Annotated in this window: 15 protein-coding genes; 5 read left to right on the top strand and 10 right to left on the bottom strand. The window is 32.9% G+C overall.

Translation table 11 applies throughout. The features are described from left to right. The first annotated feature begins 95 nt into the window (after nucleotides 1-95). Entirely contained in the window at nucleotides 96-5249 is a 5154-nt protein-coding gene (locus tag QZ824_RS06530; protein ID WP_291275216.1) for a hypothetical protein, read from the top strand. A 26-nt stretch (nucleotides 5250-5275) separates the two neighbouring features. Further along, nucleotides 5276-5536, top strand: coding sequence for a hypothetical protein (locus tag QZ824_RS06525; protein ID WP_291275215.1), 261 nt, complete (start codon nucleotides 5276-5278; stop codon nucleotides 5534-5536). A gap of 76 nt (nucleotides 5537-5612) precedes the next feature. On the opposite strand, the gene QZ824_RS06520 is transcribed toward QZ824_RS06525, so the two are convergent. The 9 genes from QZ824_RS06520 to QZ824_RS06480 form a co-directional block, all read right to left on the bottom strand. After that, nucleotides 5613-6119 carry a DUF2480 family protein gene (locus tag QZ824_RS06520; RefSeq protein ID WP_291275214.1) on the bottom strand — a complete coding sequence of 169 codons (507 nt, stop codon included), beginning with the start codon at nucleotides 6117-6119 and terminating at the stop codon, nucleotides 5613-5615. 59 nt (nucleotides 6120-6178) lie between these two features. After that, nucleotides 6179-6502: an SUF system Fe-S cluster assembly protein gene (locus QZ824_RS06515; protein ID WP_291275213.1), complete on the bottom strand. Its 324-nt coding sequence runs from the start codon at nucleotides 6500-6502 to the stop codon at nucleotides 6179-6181. Nucleotides 6503-6576: 74 nt separating this feature from the next. Further along, nucleotides 6577-6996 (bottom strand): SufE family protein, encoded by a 420-nt coding sequence (locus tag QZ824_RS06510; protein WP_291275212.1) that lies wholly within the window; start codon nucleotides 6994-6996, stop codon nucleotides 6577-6579. After that, on the bottom strand, nucleotides 6996-7475 hold the full coding sequence (locus QZ824_RS06505) for a hypothetical protein (protein WP_291275211.1): 480 nt from the start codon (nucleotides 7473-7475) through the stop codon (nucleotides 6996-6998). The genes QZ824_RS06510 and QZ824_RS06505 overlap by 1 nt, the downstream gene beginning before the upstream one ends. 5 nt (nucleotides 7476-7480) lie before the next feature. Next, nucleotides 7481-8695 (bottom strand): cysteine desulfurase, encoded by a 1215-nt coding sequence (locus tag QZ824_RS06500; protein WP_291275210.1) that lies wholly within the window; start codon nucleotides 8693-8695, stop codon nucleotides 7481-7483. A 43-nt stretch (nucleotides 8696-8738) separates the two neighbouring features. Then, nucleotides 8739-10055: a Fe-S cluster assembly protein SufD gene (gene sufD / locus QZ824_RS06495; protein ID WP_291275209.1), complete on the bottom strand. Its 1317-nt coding sequence runs from the start codon at nucleotides 10053-10055 to the stop codon at nucleotides 8739-8741. Nucleotides 10056-10135: 80 nt separating this feature from the next. Continuing rightward, nucleotides 10136-10885 carry a Fe-S cluster assembly ATPase SufC gene (sufC, locus tag QZ824_RS06490; RefSeq protein ID WP_291275208.1) on the bottom strand — a complete coding sequence of 250 codons (750 nt, stop codon included), beginning with the start codon at nucleotides 10883-10885 and terminating at the stop codon, nucleotides 10136-10138. A gap of 79 nt (nucleotides 10886-10964) precedes the next feature. Continuing rightward, nucleotides 10965-12413: a Fe-S cluster assembly protein SufB gene (gene sufB, locus QZ824_RS06485; RefSeq protein WP_291275207.1), complete on the bottom strand. Its 1449-nt coding sequence runs from the start codon at nucleotides 12411-12413 to the stop codon at nucleotides 10965-10967. Nucleotides 12414-12423: 10 nt separating this feature from the next. Beyond that, on the bottom strand, nucleotides 12424-12753 hold the full coding sequence (locus QZ824_RS06480; RefSeq protein WP_291275206.1) for an iron-sulfur cluster assembly accessory protein: 330 nt from the start codon (nucleotides 12751-12753) through the stop codon (nucleotides 12424-12426). Nucleotides 12754-12991: 238 nt separating this feature from the next. Between QZ824_RS06480 and QZ824_RS06475 the strand changes: the two genes are divergently transcribed. From QZ824_RS06475 to QZ824_RS06465, 3 genes are all read left to right on the top strand, one after another. Further along, nucleotides 12992-13849: an MBL fold metallo-hydrolase gene (locus tag QZ824_RS06475; protein WP_291275205.1), complete on the top strand. Its 858-nt coding sequence runs from the start codon at nucleotides 12992-12994 to the stop codon at nucleotides 13847-13849. Nucleotides 13850-13924: 75 nt separating this feature from the next. Next, on the top strand, nucleotides 13925-15520 hold the full coding sequence (locus QZ824_RS06470; protein ID WP_291275204.1) for a S8 family serine peptidase: 1596 nt from the start codon (nucleotides 13925-13927) through the stop codon (nucleotides 15518-15520). A gap of 91 nt (nucleotides 15521-15611) precedes the next feature. Next, nucleotides 15612-17501 (top strand): M1 family metallopeptidase, encoded by a 1890-nt coding sequence (locus tag QZ824_RS06465; protein ID WP_291275203.1) that lies wholly within the window; start codon nucleotides 15612-15614, stop codon nucleotides 17499-17501. A gap of 50 nt (nucleotides 17502-17551) precedes the next feature. Here QZ824_RS06465 and hflX read toward each other — a convergent pair whose 3' ends face one another. Continuing rightward, the gene (gene hflX / locus QZ824_RS06460; protein WP_291275202.1) at nucleotides 17552-18775 is read right to left on the bottom strand and encodes a GTPase HflX; all 1224 of its coding nucleotides are present in this window, start codon (nucleotides 18773-18775) and stop codon (nucleotides 17552-17554) included. Nucleotides 18776-19034 lie beyond the last annotated feature (259 nt).

Here is a 19034-nt window from a genome sequence, read left to right as displayed (position 1 = left end):
GTTTTTTTAATTGTTTTAGTCGTTATTTATCTTTTTTTTACATTTTAGGATTGCTTTTTTTTCCTCTAAACAGTCTCTGGTCACAGTATCAAGGTGTGGGTGTTTTTACAAAAATTAATTCTATAAATGAATTAACGGATGGCTATTATGTGATTACTAATAGTGATGATGAGTTAGCTATGAATGAAAGTAACACGAATGGTATTAATGAGGTTACATCAGTTTCATCTAGTATTGCTGTAATTACTAATCCTCCTTCAACTATTGTTTGGCGTATTCAAACGAATGGCTCAGGAAGAGTAATTTACAACATGTCATCTATGAAATATGTTTCATATTCTGGTTTTCAATATAATATTGATGCTGTTTCTACTGTTGCTGATGATTCTGAAAGATGGTCTTTCTCTTATTCTAGTAGAGGATTTGTTGTGAAGAATTTGAATTCTTCTAATAGACAATTAAAATATCAAGCAAACAACAATAATTTTGCTTGCCATAATACAGGTAATGTTCAGAATTTACATTTATTTAAAATGGCTCCTATCGCAATTAATGCAACGGGAGTAAATTCGTCTAATTTCACAGCTAATTGGAATGCGATATTGGGGGCTACAGGTTATTTTTTAGATGTTAGTACAACTCCTTTTACAGATATTAATATTGTTGGTTGGACTTTTCCTGTCTCTGGAACAATAACAGCACCAGATATTACTTCTACTAATAATTCAAACAATGCATTGAGTGTTGTTGGGGCAGGACCAATTTCTTCAATTTTTGGAAGTACTACTTATGCACCTTCAGCTTCTCAATGGGGGAGTGGTGCAAATACAAAGTATTGGTTAATAAATGCAAATACATTAGGTCATTCTAATTTAAGATTGACTGCAATTCAGAAATCTGTTCCAAATGGACCAAAAGATTTTAAAATCCAATATAGAATTGGTGAAAATGGAGTTTGGATGGATGTTACTCTTGGCAATCTTGAAGTGTCAAACAATTATTATGCTGGTGTTACTGATGTGGTTCTACCTTCTGAGTGTAACAATCAACCGTTGCTTTATATTCGATGGTTAATGACTTCAAACACTTCTGTTAATGGTCAACAGGTATCAAATGGGAGTTATAGTAGTATTGACAATATAGCATTAAAATCTGAAAATACACCTAATTATGTTGCAGGGTACAATAACTTATCTGTAGGAAATGTGACTTCATATGTTATAACAGGTTTGAATGAGATGACTAGTTATTACTATAGAGTTAGAGTTAAATATAGCACTTCTGTTTCACTAAATAGTAACACAATTGTAGTTAAAACGTATAAAGATATCAACAAAGCAGATTTTAGAAGTAGAATTAGCGGAAATTATTCAGAGCCTTCTACTTGGGAATATGATACAGGAAACAGTGAGTCTGGTTGGTTGGTTGCAACTCAAGTACCTGGAATAAATAATAACGTAATTATTAATCCTGTACATACTATTTCTTTAACGCAGAATATTTTAATTTCGACTGGAAAATCGTTGACTGTAAAAGGTACTTTATTAACCTTAAATTATTCTATTTCAGGAGCTGGTTCTTTAGTTGTTGCACCATCTGCCACGGTAGCTTCTAGTAATACTAATACGATAGACGCTTTTGCTGCAACAATAGCTGTGACAGGTGGTGTTGATTTTCAGTCGGGATCTACTTTCGAGTTAAATGCTCTTGTACCACAATATTTAGGAGCACGAACATTTACTAGATTGAAGATAAATAACAAGTCAGGAGTTAAAGCAAAAGGTAACATTACAGTAAAAGAACAATTGTATTTGATTAAAAATCCTGATGAAACTAATGGAGCATTAGACATGATTATCAGTTATGGTTCATATGCTACTAATCGTTATGGAGACAATTCAAATGGTGATTTTCGAAATAGTTTAGCTCCTTTTAACGATTTAAATTCATATATATTAACAATGGAGCCACAAGCAACAACTGTTGGCCCAGGAGATGTAACAGGTAAAATTAGGAGAACTACGATATTAGATAATGTTGTTTATACTTTTGGTAATATAAATACTCAGTTACGTTTTACTTCTGTGGCAGGGAGTGCTTTGCCAACCCAAATTACAGTAGTAGCAACTAGAGGTTCACACGGAACACATATTGATAATACAGGTAATGTTCAAATCAATGATTATATAGCTAACAGAAATACAGTAAAACGATTATATCAAATTTTACATGTAGGCGGTAGTTCTGCTACTAGATTTACACTCAGAATGGCTTATGAAGATACCGAATTGAATGGAAATATTGAGGATAAATTGGTAACATGGGATCATCACATTCCATATGGAGGAAGAACACCTCACGAGCACGGAAAAACGAGCTATAGCCCAACAGAGAATTGGGTAGAATTAAGTAATCACTCAGTGTCTTATTTGGCGTTAGAAGGTGATACGACTTTCACTAAATATTGGATGATTTCCAATAAAGAATCTGTATCTGACTATGTTTGGTTAGGAGCTGTAAATTCAAATTGGAATATTTTGAGTAATTGGTCTGGAGGAAAAATACCAGATAATACATCAAATGTATTAATTCCTGATGCAATTTCAACCAATAATGATCCATTGTTGACTGCCACTAGCGGATATGGGATTTCAGGAGGAATTGATGTTGTTCAAGGAGAAGTTAAAATACGAAGTTTAGAAATTGCAACAGGAGGTGTATTGAACGTTCAATCGGGTGATAATGTTAAAATGACTATTTATGGTGGACCAAATGCTGACGGAGGAGGAATTAACTATGGAAGTTGGGATAATAAAGGAACATTTAATCCAGGTAATAGCGAAGTTATTTTTGATTATGATTCATCTGCTTCTGAGTCAACAATTTCTGGTTCTACTCAGTTTTATAATCTTTCTATAGCAGCAGGAAAAAAATTAACAATTCAATCTGATACAGAAGTTAAATTATTCAATAAAATAACTAATAATGGTATTTTGGATGCCTCAAGTCTTCAAAATACGTTTACTTATAATGGAAATGTTTCTCAAACTGTTTTACCTATAAAATATCACAATTTAACTATATCGAATAGTTTTGGTGTAATTTTAGGTGGAAATGTCACGGTTTTCAACAGCTTGTCTTTGGCTGATAAAATAATAAATACTTCCAGTTATAAAATGACCATTGGGGCAACAGGTAGTGTTAGTAGAACATCAGGATATGTGAAGGGAACTTTAGAGAAAACATTGACAACTTCTAATCCTTATGTTTTTGAGATAGGGGCAGATGTATATTCACCAGTTACAATTACTCCAAATGAAATTAATGGACAGGTTTTAGTATCGGCAAAAGCGAATTTGGGCAATTCAGTTCCTGAAAGTATTTTAAATCCATTAGCAAAAGCAAATACTTTTTGGTTATTGTCTAAATCAGGTGCGGGAACAATTAAAAGTTACACAGCGAGTTTTAACTTAGCTAATACCACAAATACAGGTTTATTAAGTAATTACAAGATTGCTCATAATAATTTATCGAATTGGACGGTATTGCCAACAACTATTTCGGGTTCTCATTTTACCACATCATTGGTTTCTGATTTTGGAATTTTTGATCTTGGTCAAACAAAGAAAACGATTTGGAATGGGGTAAATTGGAATCCAAGCGCTCCTAATTTATATATAGATGCTATTATTGATGGACCTTACTCAACCGCTCAAAATGGAGGGTTTGAAGCTAATTCTGTTATTGTTAACCCGAGTAAAACATTAATTTTAGCACCTAATACATCATTAACAGTTGCAAATGAATTAGTTAATAATAGTAGTAATGATGCTATTACTGTTGAAAATAATGCACATCTTATTCAGTTAAACGATGTCATTAATTCAGGAGCTGTTACAATTAAACGAAGTTCTTCACCTATGATTCGTTTGGATTATACATTTTGGTCAAGTCCAGTTTTAGGTCAAAATTTGTTTGCTTTTTCTCCATTTACCTTGACTAATCGTTTTTATCTTTTTGATACACAAACAAATTATTATACAACGACTGGGTTAAATTCTGCTTCAAATTTTAATCCAGCTGTTGCTTATGTTGTACGAGCACCAAACAATCATCCCACAACTCCAACTTCTTGGATAGGCGTTTTTAAAGGTATTCCCAATAATGGAAAATATACGGTTGCTTTAAATACAAGTAGTAGAGGTATTAATGGAGTGGGTAATCCATATCCATCGCCTATAGATGCTGCTAAATTTATTAGAGAAAATAAAGATATTGATGGAACTCTTTACTTCTTTGCTCATACAGGAACGGGTAATTCAGCAGGACAATTTGCTAGTTGGAATTTATCTGGTGGTGTAGCTGCTTCAACACAAACAACCGGCGCAGGAACAGCAGAAGCGCCAAACGGAATTATTCAAATAGGACAAGGTTTTTTAGTAAGATCTAATCCATTAGGGGGAACAGTTGTTTTTACTAATCAGCAGCGTACAACTAATTATCAGAACCAATTTTATCGATCTAGTTCACATGTTCCAAATGCAGTAAGTGAGGAACACCATAGAATTTGGTTAAATTTAATTACACTTCAATCTGGTTCTTCAACTAATGTTTTTGAAAATCAAATGTTAGTTGGTTATGTTTCTGGAGCAACTAATGGAGTTGATAGGGGTTATGATGGTTTAGCGTATGCCTCTTCTGGAACTCAACTGGCTACTAAAATGGATAATAATAATTATATTATTCAAGGTCGTGGTTTGCCTTTTGATATTAATGACTTTGTGCCATTAGCATTTAAGGCTTCTACTACTGGAACATTTCAGATTAGTTTAGCTAATGTAGATGGTTTGTTTGAGTCAAACACTCAAAACATTTATTTAAAAGATTTTGAAACAGGAATTATTCACAACTTAAAGTCTTCTCCGTATGTGTTTTCAGCTAATGAAGGTATACACGATCAGCGTTTTCAACTAGTGTTTACTGAAAATTCTTTAGGAATAGATTCTTCAAATGTTTTAGAGAATGGAATAAAAGTTTACACTGAAAATAATAAGCTCAACATTAGTTCTTCTCAAGATACATTAAAAGAAGTTTTCATTTATGACTTGTCTGGACGATTATTATTTAAGAAATTATTATTGAACACTTCTAATTTGCAAATTGATTCTTTAGCTACAAGTAAAGAGTTAATAATAATAAAAATTAAATCTAATACAGATGTTGTTACTACTAAAAAATTCATTTTTTAGTAGTAACTATTCTACAAAATTTTGCTATGAAAATTATTAAAAAAAGTTTATTGTGTTGGCTTATATTGTTTTTAGCCACAAATCAAGTGCATGCTTTCTATGAAGATCCAGCTCCGGCACCTCCTTCAGATGGGGACCCTTTGGATGGCGCATTCATACCGCAACCTGCACCCGAATTTGATCAGAAGCCAACTGCTCCAATTGATTTTGGTATTGCTTTTTTAGGAGCTACAGGAGTATTATACATGTTTTATAAATTGAGATCTGAATCTAAATCTGCTTCTTAACTTAAATTAGGCTAATTAAAGTTTTTCCATTAGAAAAAAGAAAGCCCTAAAAATTAATTTTTAGGGCTTTCTTTTTTTATTTTCTTTTATATAAAGGTACTGCCGAGCAAGCTTCTCCAAACATGACACTTTTGGCCACTTTAATTAATTTTTGAATGGCTATAGTATACACTTCATTAGGCACTTGTTTTTTAGAACACCCTTTTAAGATTAAAGGTTTGTCAAAGTAATCAGTATAATCTACTTTGTTTAAGATATCTTGATACCATTCTATAATAGCAGTTTCTTTTGACCCTTGAATGATTTTCAATGCAAAAGGAGCTAAATGTACTGTGACTAATGAATAAGCCCATGCGGGTAAAACAGCGTCTTCAGTGCAATGTAGATAAACATATTGATCTTGATAAACCGACCAATTGTTTTGTTTTAAGTGTGCTCTAAATTCAGTTTCTTTTAAAATAAATCCACCAAATAACCATTGAGAAATATCAATTCCTACTATATGGTTTTCATCTGGATAATAGTCTTCCAAATCGAAAACTTTTAAAGAACTTTGAGCTACTTTATTGATTATTTCATCCATTGTTTAGTCACAATTTAATAAGACATTTAAAATAGCTTAATTTGCAGTTGCCAATTTTCTTAAAGCATTCCTAATTCTAATTTGGCTTCTTCACTCATTAAATCTTTGCTCCAAGGCGGGTCAAATGTGATTTCTACTTCACATGATTTTACCTCATTAATCGATTTTATTTTTTCTTCTACTTCTTGTGGTAATGTTTCCGCAACAGGACAATTAGGCGAAGTTAAAGTCATTAGAATCTTTACCTCATTATCTTCGTTAATCAAAACATCATAAATTAAACCTAATTCGTAAATGTCTACTGGGATTTCTGGATCGAAAATAGTTTTTAAAATTCTAACTACATTTTCACCCAAATTTATTTCATCTTTAAATTCTTCCATAATTTTTTAATTTTTAAATCCATAAGCTGTTAATAAGGGAAACATAATGGCTTATAGATTTTGTTTACATACTTTTATTGTTTCGCTTGAAAGGCTAAAGCATACATTTTTATTTTCTTTATCATCGAGACTAATCCATTGGCTCGTGTAGGTGATAAGTGTTCTTTTAATCCAATTTCGTCCACGAAATCAGTATTTGCTTCCAAGATAGCTTGTGGTGTTTGATTAGAGAAAGCACGAATTAAAATAGCAATGATCCCCTTAGTTAAAATAGCATCACTATCTGCTGTAAATAGAATTTTGCCATCTTTTTCTTCTGCATGAACCCAAACTTTAGATTGACATCCTTTGATGATATTATCTTCAGTCTTGAATTTTTCGTCAATTAATGGTAAAGTTTTGCCTAGTTCAATGATGTATTCGTAACGTTGCATCCAATCATCAAACATCGAAAATTCATCAACGATTTCTTCTTGTATTTCTTGTATTGTCATTATGGTTTTTCTGTCAGTTTAACGATTTTATTAATTAAGTTTTCAATTTCTAATGGCGGATGGCCATGGTCAAAACCTTTAGCTGGATATTCAATACCATTTGAAATAAAAGTCACATTTGCATCCGCGGCACCATCATAATATCGCATTTCTGTTGGCCATTTTAAATCTTTTACCTTGTTTAAATCAACTTTTTTTACCAAATCTGTAATTTCTTTCCAGTCGTTATCGGATATTTTTATTTGGCTTTCATAGCCAATGATATCACGGTGTTTGTTAATATATAGGATTTGATTTTCAACTTTAAGTTTCAAAACAAAATTTCTTGCATTGGCTTCATATAAAATGGTTGGAATCGAGCTTTCTTTTACCCCATTTTCTATGACATTAGTTTCTTTAGTTGATTTTATCCCTTTTTTGGGACACTTACAACTTAATAAAACTATAGTTAGACTGCTTATGTAAATTAAGTTTTTCATTTGTTTTATGACAACATAAGTTGTGCTTTTTTAAGTGCTTCTACAAATATATCAATTTCTTCTTTTGTATTATAAAAAGCAAAACTAGCCCTTATGGTTCCTGGTATGTTGAAATAGTTCATAATAGGTTGGGCGCAATGATGTCCTGTACGAACAGCTATACCAAGTTTATCTATAATTGCCCCAATATCATAAGGATGAATACCATTTATATTAAAAGAAATTACAGAAGCTTTGTTTTCACTTATTCCATAAATGGTTAAGCCTTCTATTTCTTGTAATTTTTTTGTTCCATAGGTTAACAATTCGTTTTCATAAGTAGCAATGGCTTCAAAACCTACAGAATTCATGTAGTCTATTGCTGTACCTAAGACAATTCCGCCTTCAATATTGGGTGTTCCCGCTTCAAATTTATGAGGTAAATCAGCGTAGGTTGTTTTTTCGAACGTGACTTCAGCAATCATTTCGCCTCCACCTTGATATGGAGGTAATTTACGCAACCATTCTTCTTTACCATACAATATTCCAACACCTGTTGGTCCACAGATTTTATGTCCAGAAAAAACGTAGAAATCACAATTTAATGCTTGTACATCAGGTTTTAAATGCGGAGTAGCCTGAGCTCCATCAATCAAAACGGCAGCCCCTTTCTCATGCGCTTTTTTTATGATATATTCAATAGGGTTAATTGTTCCTAAAGCATTAGAAATGTGGTTAACAGCAACCAGCTTTGTTTTATCAGAAAGTAAGTTGTCAAATTCAGAAACAACTAATTCTCCCTTTTCATTCATAGGGATTACTACTAACTTGGCTCCTGTTTTTTCACATAAAAATTGCCATGGTACAATATTGCTGTGGTGTTCAAGTGCTGAAACCATGACCTCGTCACCTGGTTTAATAAAAGCAGCCATTCCATTGGCTACTAAATTGATTCCAAAAGTAGTGCCAGATGTAAAAATAACTTCATAGTTGTGTTTTGCATTAATGTGTGTCTGAATGGTATTTCTAGCTGCTTCATAGGCATCTGTTGCTAATTGACTTAGTGTGTGTACACCACGATGGATATTTGCATTATATGTTGAATAATATTTTTCTATAGCATCGATTACCACTTGAGGTTTTTGTGAAGTCGCCCCATTATCAAAATACACTAAGGGTTTCCCATTGACTTTTTCTGAAAGAATGGGAAAATCGGCTCTTATTTTTTGAATGTCTAACATAATTTTTTAAAAAATAAAACCGCAAAAAATGCGGTTAATTGAATTATAAATCAAACCCCATGTTTACACCTAATTTATCCGCAATAATACGCCCAATTTTAGCTTTTAATTCAGGTATTTGAATGCTTGACGTTACTTCATTTGTAAATGCATACATTAACAATGCTTTGGCTTCTTTTTTTGGAATACCTCGTTGTTGCATATAAAACATCGCATTTTCATCTAATTGCCCGATAGTACAACCATGTGAACATTTTACGTCGTCTGCAAAAATTTCTAATTGTGGTTTAGCATTAATAGTTGCTTTTTCACTTATTAATATGTTATTATTCTGCTGAAAAGCATCTGTTTTTTGGGCTTCTTTTTCAACAAATATTTTACCATTGAAAACACCTGTAGCATTACCATCTAAAATACATTTATAATTTTGGTGGCTCTCACAATTAGGTTGTGCATGATGTACCAATGTATAATGATCTACGTGCTGCTTATCTCCAATAATGGTAATTCCTTTTAAAGTGGAATCAATGCGTTCACCTTGGTGGTAAAAATTCAAATTGTTTCTTGTTATATTTCCACCAAAAGAGAATGAGTGAACCGCAACTCGACTTTCTTGTTTTTGTGCTATGTATGTATTGTCAATCAAATTAGCCGTTTGCACATCGTTTTGTACTTTGTAATAATCTACAATGGCTCGTTTTTGAGCAAAAATTTCCGTAACTGAATTCGTTAAAACGGGATTGCTATTCAAGCTTTGATGGCGTTCCACAATTTGAACGTGAGCATTTTCTCCAACAATTACCAAATTTCTTGGTTGTACCATTAAAGCTGCTTCATTTCCTGTTGAAAAATAGATAATTTCGATGGGTTTCTCAACAACTTTACTTTTAGGCACATTGATGTAGGCTCCTTCAAAAGCAAAAGCTGTGTTAAGCGTTGTTAACGTTTCTTCTTTACTAGCAATACGATTAAAATAGGCATCAATTACCATTTTGTACTTAGGTTTAGTTAATGCTGATGACATTAAACAAACATCTAAACCATCATGAGTAGTAGAAGATAAGAATGAACTGAATTTTCCATCTATAAATACCACTTTATAAGTATCTACATCATGGAGAAAATATTTTTTAACATCTTTAAATTCGATAGCATTTTCATGCTTAGGAAACACACTAAAATCGTTCTTTAAAATTGCGTTTAAAGATGTGTATTTCCAAGCTTCTTCTTTTTTTGTAGGGAAACCTTTGGTTTCGAAATTTTTTATAGCTTGACTTCTTACGTCATGTAATTCGGCGTTATCATTGATTTTCTCTTCAAACGCCATGAAAGAAGCTACTAATTTATCTTTTAATTCCATTTTTTAATTTTAGTTCAAAGTTTAAGGTTTAAAGTTTCAAGTTATCTAAATCTAACGTTGAACATTAAGCTTTAAACAAATTAAACAAGCTCTGCTTTAATCCAATCGTATCCTTTTTCTTCTAACTCAAGGGCTAATTCTTTTGTACCCGATTTAACGATTTTTCCATCCATTAAAACATGAACGAAATCTGGAACAATATAATCTAATAGACGTTGGTAATGTGTAATCACTAATACGGCGTTATTTTCGTTTTTCAATTTATTTACCCCATTAGCTACAATTCGTAACGCATCGATGTCTAAACCTGAATCGGTTTCGTCCAAAATAGCGATTTTTGGTTCTAACATAGCCATTTGGAAAATCTCGTTACGTTTCTTTTCACCACCCGAAAACCCTTCGTTTAACGAACGCGATAAAAATTTACGATCCATTTCTAATAATTCCGATTTCTCACGAATTAATTTCAACATTTCATTGGCTGGCATTTCTTCCTGACCATTAGCTTTACGTTTTTCGTTAATCGCCGTTTTGATGAAATTAGTTACTGATACACCCGGGATTTCAACTGGATATTGAAACGATAAGAACACGCCTTTATGTGCTCTTTCTTCTGGAGCTAATTCAGACAAATCTTCACCATCTAAAATGATTTCTCCTTCAGTTACTTCATAATTTTCATTTCCAGCAATAATAGAAGAAAGTGTAGATTTTCCAGCACCGTTAGGCCCCATAATTGCATGTACTTCTCCTGCTTTAATTTCAAGGTTGATTCCTTTTAATATGTCTTTGTCTTCAACAGACGCATGTAAGTTTTTTATTGATAACATTATATAGTATGTTTTATTGCTTTTATATCATTATTTTTCAATTGGAAAATTAGCTCATTGCACATTGGCATTTTTTTAATTATCCAACACTTCCTTCCAACGAAATTTCTAACAATTTTTGCGCTTCCACTGCAAATTCCATTGGTAACTTATTTAGTACTTCTTTACTAAATCCATTTACAATTAAAGCAATTGCTTTTTCGGTTGGAATGCCGCGTTGGTTACAATAGAACACTTGGTCTTCTCCAATTTTTGAAGTTGTAGCTTCGTGTTCAATTTTTGCAGAAGCATTTTTACTTTCGATATACGGAAAAGTGTGTGCACCGCAATTGTTACCCATTAATAACGAATCACATTGTGAAAAGTTACGAGCATTTTCAGCTCTTGGACCAATTTGGACTAGTCCTCTATAACTGTTTTGTGATTTGCCAGCTGAAATTCCTTTAGAAATAATCGTTGATTTGGTGTTTTTTCCCAAATGAATCATCTTCGTTCCAGTATCCGCTTGTTGGAAATTGTTGGTAACAGCAATGGAATAAAACTCTCCTATGGAATTATCACCTTTCAACACACATGAAGGATATTTCCAAGTTACAGCCGAACCAGTTTCTACTTGAGTCCAAGAAATTTTTGCGTTTTTTTCACATAAACCTCTTTTGGTTACGAAATTATAAACGCCACCTTTTCCTTCTTTGTTCCCCGGATACCAATTTTGAACCGTAGAGTATTTAATTTCGGCATCATCCATCGCAATTAATTCAACCACAGCAGCGTGTAATTGATTTTCATCACGACTAGGTGCCGTACATCCTTCTAAATAAGAAACATAGCTTCCTTCGTCGGCAATAACTAGGGTGCGCTCAAACTGTCCCGTTCCACCTTGATTAATTCGGAAATAGGTAGACAATTCCATTGGACATTTCACCCCTTTTGGTATGTAACAAAAACTTCCATCAGAGAAAACAGCCGAATTTAAAGCAGCATAAAAATTATCAGTAGTGGGCACAACTGTTCCTAAGTACTTTTGTACTAATTCAGGATGTTCCTTAATGGCTTCAGAAATACTCATGAAAATAATTCCTTTTTCCGCTAAGGTTTTTTTGAAGGTGGTAGCCACTGATACTGAATCAACAACAATATCAATTGCTACATTGTTCATCTTTTTTTGCTCGTCTACAGAAATGCCTAATTTTTTATACATGGCTAATAATTCAGGATCAACGTCGTCCAATGTTTTATTAGGATCTGCTTTTTTGGGCGCTGAGTAATAAGAAATAGCTTGAAAATCAGGTTTTTCATAATTCACATTGGCCCATTCCGGTTCTTCCATGGTTTGCCAAATGCGAAACGCCTCTAAACGCCATTCCGTCATCCATTTAGGCTCTTCTTTCTTTTTAGAAATTGCACGAATAATATCTTCATTTAATCCCGCTGGAAATGTTTCAGAATCTAAATTGGTATAAAATCCGTATTCGTATTCTTTATTTTCTAACTCAACTTTTAAATCGTCTTCGGTATATTTGCTCATTTTTTAAAATTTATAACGAGAAACTTTCGCCACATCCACATGTTCTTTGTGCGTTTGGATTATTAAACACAAATCCTTTACCATTTAATCCACCTGAATATTCTAACGTTGTTCCAATTAAGTATAAGAAACTTTTTTTATCACATAAAATCTTCATTCCATTGTCCTCAATAAGCTTATCATCATCGTTTTGAGTGTTGTCAAACTTTAATTCATAAGACAACCCACTGCAACCGCCACTTTTTACACCTACACGAATAAAATCTTGTACAGGATCAAACCCATCCTCTGTCATTAAGTCGATGGCTTTTTTCTTTGCGCTATCAGATACCTTTATCATAACTTGGCTTTTTCTTTAATTAAATTTTACGAAATCAATTGTAATTTAGATGATTACAAAAAACAAAGACTGTTGTTTAACAACTTGTCTTATTTTGATTTTGTCTAAATTAACCGCAAAGATAAGTCATAAATTGTTTTTTTCCATGTTTCGTAACATTTTTATAACTTATAAATTCATAGTTTTTCTTTATTTGTTTTTTTGTACCTTGGCTGAAGAAGAATTCAAATTTATTTTTATGAAAATACATGCTATTGAAGCAGGAAATTTTAAGCTAGATGGTGGAGCTATGTTTGGAGTGGTTCCAAAAACCATTTGGAGCAAAACCAATCCTGCTGATGCTAATAATCTGATTGATATTGCCGCACGATGTATGTTAATTGAAGATGGAAATAGACTCATCTTAATTGACACAGGTATGGGAAATAAACAATCTGAAAAGTTTTTTAGTTATTATTCTCTTTGGGGTAATCACTCCTTAGATACTTCTTTGCACCAAGCAGGTTTTCATCGCGATGATATTACTGATGTGTTCATGACGCATCTACATTTTGATCACTGTGGCGGTAGTGTCAATTGGAACAAAGATAAAACAGGATATGAAGTAGCATTCAAAAACGCTACATTTTGGACAAATGAAAATCACTGGGAATGGGCTACTAAACCTAATCCAAGAGAAAAAGCCTCTTTTTTACATGAAAACTTAATTCCTATGCAAGAAAGTGGACAATTGCAATTTATCAATAGGCCAGTGTTAGATTTCGGACATTCTAATGAATTAAGTTTCGATATATTGTATGTTGATGGTCATACAGAGAAACAAATGTTACCTCACATTCAATATAAAGGAAATACGATTGTTTTTTGTGCTGATTTGCTAGCTACTGCTGGACATGTGCCAATACCATATGTTATGGGTTATGATACAAGACCACTTTTAACGATGGATGAAAAATCGAAATTCATGAATTCAGCAGCTGAAAATGGGTATTTACTGTGGCTTGAACATGACGCACATAATCCTATAGTTACGGTTGAAAAAACAGATAAAGGGGTTCGTCTAAAAGATGTTTTACAACTGAGCGACGTTTTATAAAAATTTGTTAAATGGCAGGTTAGATGTAACAATAAATCATAATTAATATCTAATTGCATATAAAGAATATAAAAAATGAAAAAAGTATTTAGACCTTATTACTTATCCGTAGCCTTTGCATTGGCTTTAGCAAGTTGTGGACCTGCTAAGATTATCCCTACACCAGTAGAAAATATTGATAAAATGCCTCTTAAAACAGCTCCTCTTAAAGAAAAAGATTTAAAAAGATGGAGCCATTTAGACTTAGTTAAGGACACGGTTCCAGGAATGAGTGTAGACAAAGCTTATGCTGAATTATTAAAAGGTAAAAAAGGACAAAAAGTGATTGTAGGTATTGTAGACTCTGGCGTAGACATTAACCACGAAGACTTAAAAGCTGTGATTTGGACGAATCCGAAGGAAATAGCAGGAAATAATATTGACGACGATAAAAACGGATATGTAGATGATATTCATGGATGGAATTTTTTAGGAGATGCTGTTCATGAACAATTAGAATTAACACGTATTGTTAAAAAAGGTCCAAGCGCCCCTGATTATGAAAAAGCAAAAGCGGCATTAGAAAAAGAAATACAAGACTTACAAGGTAATAAACAACAACTAGATTTTATCCTTAAAGCAGAAAAAACTATTAAAGATCATTTGAAAAAAGATAGCTTTACATTAGAAGAAGTAAAAGCTATTCAGTCTGATGATACAAATGTTAAACAAGCAAAAGCAATGTTTACTCAAATATTGAGTGGTACATCTAAAGCAGATTTTGACAAAGAAATAGTTGATTTCAAGGACTATGTTTATGGTCAATTAGACTATAATTTAAATGTAAATTTTGACGGAAGAAAAATTGTTGGTGACAATCCAGATGATATCAACGACACTAAATATGGAAATAATAATGTAATTGGACCTGAACCTAAAGAAGCTAAACACGGCACTCACGTTGCAGGTATTGTAGCGCAAGTAAGAGGTAATAAATTAGGTGGTGACGGGGTTACAAATAATGCTTTAATCATGGCCGTAAGAGCGGTTCCTAATGGAGATGAATATGACAAAGACATTGCTCTAGGGATTCGTTATGCTGTTGATAATGGCGCAAAAGTCATTAATGGTTCGTTTGGAAAATATTTTTCTCAACACAAAGAATGGGTTATTGATGCCATTAAATATGCGGAGTCAAAAGATGTATTGGTTGTTATTGCTGCTGGAAATGAATCGTATGATTTAGATGTTACAAATAAATATCCAAATGACACCTATGATGGACAGCCAGAATTTGCATCAAATGTATTAATAATTGGAGCATTATCACCAAATTATGGTTCTAAAATGATTGCAGGGTTTTCAAATTACGGAAAAAACAATGTAGATATTTATGCTCCTGGAGATAAAATTTATGCAACAACTCCACTTAATACTTATGAGTATTTACAAGGAACTTCAATGGCCTCACCTAATGTGGCAGGTGTAGCCGCATTAATTCGTTCATACTATCCAAGTTTAACCGCTCAAGAAGTGAAACAAATTATTATGGAAAGTGGTACTTCTTTGACTAATACAGTTACAGTTGGCGAAGATAAACATAAAGTTAATTTTAAAGAAGCTTCTAAATCTGGAAAAATTGTAAATGCATATAATGCTTTATTGTTAGCAGAAAAACGAGCTAAAAAATAAAATTAATTTATAAAATAGTTAAAAAACCACAAAGTTTAGACGACTCGTTTATCTTTGTGGTTTTCTTTTTAAGACCAAAAATTAAAAAAACATGAAACAACTCTTTATTTTAGGAATTGCTTTAGTCGGATTCCAATTGCAAGCACAAAACCATCCTAATCCAGGGTATTGGCAACAACATGCGGATTACAAAATGGAGGTTCAAATGGATGTAAAAAAATACCAATACAAAGGGAAACAAGAACTTCAATATACTAATAATTCTCCTGATACACTTCGAAAAGTATATTATCATTTGTACCCTAATGCGTTTCAACCTGGAAGTGCGATGGATATGCGTTTACAAACAATAAAAGATCCAGACAAACGCATGGTGCGAACGTTTAAAAAAGAAAATAAAGAAGTTAAAGAAAGTAGAATCAGTACATTAAAGCCAGATGAAATAGGTTATCTAAAAATTGCTAACTTCAAAGAAAACGGTATTTTGGCTGAAACAAAAGTGGTGGGTACTATACTAGAAGTTGTTTTGCCTCAACCGATATTGCCCAAGCAAACGGTTTCATTTTCATTGGATTTTGACGGACAAGTACCGTTACAAATCCGTCGTTCTGGAAGAAATTCAGAAGAAAATATTGCGTTATCTATGACACAATGGTATCCTAAAATAGCCGAATATGATTTTGAAGGTTGGCAAGCCGATCCATACATAGGAAGAGAGTTTCACGGTGTTTGGGGAAATTTTGATGTAAAAATTACGATAGATAAAGATTATACTATTGGTGGAACGGGTTATTTACAAAACAAAAATGAAATAGGTAAAGGTTACGAAGATATTGGCGTTCAAGTTGTTTATCCAAAGAAAGCTAAAACCCTGACTTGGCATTTTGTGGCGCCTAATGTACATGATTTTGCTTGGGGAGCCGATAAAGAATATATTCACGATAAAATCATGGGAGAAAACAATGTGGAATTGCATTTTTTCTATAAGAATAAACCAGAAAATATTGAAAACTGGAAAAAATTTCAACCTAAAACGGCTGAATTATTAGCGTTCTTCAACAAACATGTTGGGCCATATCCATATAAACAATATTCTGTTGTTCAAGGAGGTGATGGAGGAATGGAATATGCTATGTGTACGTTAATTACTGGAAACAGAAGTTACGGGAGTTTAGTTGGTGTTACAGCGCACGAATTTGCTCACAGTTGGTTCCAACATATTTTAGCCACAAATGAATCGAAGCATTGTTGGATGGATGAAGGATTTACTTCTTACATTTCAGATTTAGCTATGAACCAGGTTTTACCACCAAAAGAACCTGAAAGTCCTTTTGCAGATGCTTATAAAAACTATGTTTATATTGCTAACAGCGGTAAAGAACAACCCTTAACAACCCATGCTGATCGCTATGATTTAAATATGGCTTATGGCATTGCTGCATATAGCAAAGGAGAAGTATTCTTAGTGCAACTAGGCTATCTTATTGGGCAAGAAAACTTAGAAAAAACAATCAAACGTTATTATCATGATTATAAATTTACACATCCTACTCCAAACGACATAAAAAAATCGGCTGAACGAGTTACAGGTGCTAATTTAGATTGGTATTTGAACGAATGGACACAGACCATTAATACGATTGATTATGCTGTTAAAGAAGTGCAAGAAGCTGGACAAAAGACAAAAGTAGTTTTAGAACGCAAAGGTAGAATGCCCATGCCTATTGATTTAATTGTCGAATATACAGATGGATCCAAAGAATATATTTATATTCCAAATACTTTAATGCGATGGGAAAAACCAAATGTTTATCCCGCGTTAAAAAGAACTGTTTTAGCAGGATGGGATTGGGCGTTTCCTACATATGTATTAGAATTAGAAAAACCAAGGACACAAGTAAAATCGGTAACCATTGACCCAAGTGGATTGTTAGCAGATGTTAAAGGTGAAGACAATAAAATAGAAGTTACTAAATACTAATGTCATAATTTTGTTTACTACCCTATGTTAGATTTTTAGGGTAGTAAATTTTATTCATTTTCAGTAGCATCCTTATAATCTGGATATAGAAATTTATTGTAAGGAAAACGAGTAATATGAATTTCGCGTACTGCTTCATAAACCTTCTCTCTAAACTCTTCAAAGTTTGCTTTTTCAGTTGCTGATATAAACAAGGTGTTTTTATCTCCTAATTTACTCATCCAAGTTTGCTTCCAATCATCTAATGAAAAATTCTTTGTTGTTTTTTCAATTGTAATGTCTGCTTCGTCAATTTTATCGTATTTATAAGCGTCTATCTTATTGAACACCATTAAGGTAGGCTTGTTGTTGCTTTTAATGTCTTGCAAAATTTGATTTACAGATTCTATGTGATCTTCAAAATCAGGATGTGAAATGTCAACTACATGAAGTAGTAAATCAGCTTCACGAACTTCATCAAGTGTACTTTTGAACGATTCTACTAGTTGAGTAGGTAATTTTCGAATGAATCCAACTGTGTCAGATAATAAAAAGGGAAGGTTTTTTATTACTGTCTTTCTAACGGTTGTATCTAAAGTAGCAAAAAGCTTATTTTCTACAAAAACATCACTTTTCCCAATAGCATTCATTAAAGTAGACTTTCCTACATTTGTATATCCAACTAAAGCAACACGAACCATCGCTCCGCGATTGCTTCTTTGAACAGCCATTTGTTTGTCAATCGTTTTAATTTTTTCTTTTAGTAAAGCAATACGATCTCGCACAATACGACGGTCTGTTTCAATCTCTGTTTCTCCAGGACCTCGCATTCCAATACCCCCACGTTGACGCTCCAAGTGGGTCCACATTCCTGTTAATCTAGGAAGTAAATATTGACATTGAGCAAGTTCTACCTGTGTTCTTGCATATGATGTTTCTGCTCTCTGAGCAAAAATATCAAGTATAAGGTTTGTTCGATCAAGAACTTTACAATCTAATTCTTTTGTAATATTTTTTTGCTGAGCAGGTGATAGTTCATCATCAAAAATAACCGTTTTTATATCATTATCTTTGATGTAATATTTGATCTCTTCTAGTTTTCCACTTCCAACAAATGTTTTAGGGTTGGGTTTATCTAGTTTTTGTGTGAATCTTTTTGCAACTTCACCACCAGCAGTAAAAGTTAAAAAAGCTAGCTCGTCAAGATATTCATTTAGCTTTTCTTCATTTTGTTGTTGGGTTACAATACCAACAATAACTGTTTTTTCAAAATTATGAGTTTCTTTTTCTAACATAGATTTAAATATATGCAAAATTAAGCAATAATTGTTAATAGATGAGATTGTTATTTGCCTTTTATCGACAAAAAAAGATCTTTCGTCGGTTTTTTTGTTTAGCTTGAATAATCTTGATACATTTGTTAGTATTTAAATAATCACAAACACAAAAAGTTATAATGAAAAAACTACTCACATTACTGTCATTGGTGCTTTCTTTTTTGGGTTATGGTCAGTTGACTCAGAATTTTGAGTCGGGTGTTTTTCCTCCTACAGG

It is taken from the genome of Flavobacterium sp. (assembly GCF_021151785.1).
Lineage (GTDB): Bacteria > Bacteroidota > Bacteroidia > Flavobacteriales > Flavobacteriaceae > Flavobacterium.
Note: the sequence above shows the minus strand (reverse complement) of the source record. Positions and strands in the feature narration are given on the sequence as shown.

Bases quoted from the DNA above. Each gene is read 5' to 3' on its own strand.
- QZ824_RS06525 (WP_291275215.1), top strand. From the start codon at position 5,276: ATGAAAATTATTAAAAAAAGTTTATTGTGTTGGCTTATATTGTTTTTA.
- QZ824_RS06520 (WP_291275214.1), bottom strand. From the start codon at position 6,119: ATGGATGAAATAATCAATAAAGTAGCTCAAAGTTCTTTAAAAGTTTTC.
- QZ824_RS06515 (WP_291275213.1), bottom strand. From the start codon at position 6,502: ATGGAAGAATTTAAAGATGAAATAAATTTGGGTGAAAATGTAGTTAGA.
- QZ824_RS06510 (WP_291275212.1), bottom strand. From the start codon at position 6,996: ATGACAATACAAGAAATACAAGAAGAAATCGTTGATGAATTTTCGATG.
- QZ824_RS06505 (WP_291275211.1), bottom strand. From the start codon at position 7,475: ATGAAAAACTTAATTTACATAAGCAGTCTAACTATAGTTTTATTAAGT.
- QZ824_RS06500 (WP_291275210.1), bottom strand. From the start codon at position 8,695: ATGTTAGACATTCAAAAAATAAGAGCCGATTTTCCCATTCTTTCAGAA.
- sufD (WP_291275209.1), bottom strand. From the start codon at position 10,055: ATGGAATTAAAAGATAAATTAGTAGCTTCTTTCATGGCGTTTGAAGAG.
- sufC (WP_291275208.1), bottom strand. From the start codon at position 10,885: ATGTTATCAATAAAAAACTTACATGCGTCTGTTGAAGACAAAGACATA.
- sufB (WP_291275207.1), bottom strand. From the start codon at position 12,413: ATGAGCAAATATACCGAAGACGATTTAAAAGTTGAGTTAGAAAATAAA.
- QZ824_RS06480 (WP_291275206.1), bottom strand. From the start codon at position 12,753: ATGATAAAGGTATCTGATAGCGCAAAGAAAAAAGCCATCGACTTAATG.
- QZ824_RS06475 (WP_291275205.1), top strand. From the start codon at position 12,992: ATGAAAATACATGCTATTGAAGCAGGAAATTTTAAGCTAGATGGTGGA.
- QZ824_RS06470 (WP_291275204.1), top strand. From the start codon at position 13,925: ATGAAAAAAGTATTTAGACCTTATTACTTATCCGTAGCCTTTGCATTG.
- QZ824_RS06465 (WP_291275203.1), top strand. From the start codon at position 15,612: ATGAAACAACTCTTTATTTTAGGAATTGCTTTAGTCGGATTCCAATTG.
- hflX (WP_291275202.1), bottom strand. From the start codon at position 18,775: ATGTTAGAAAAAGAAACTCATAATTTTGAAAAAACAGTTATTGTTGGT.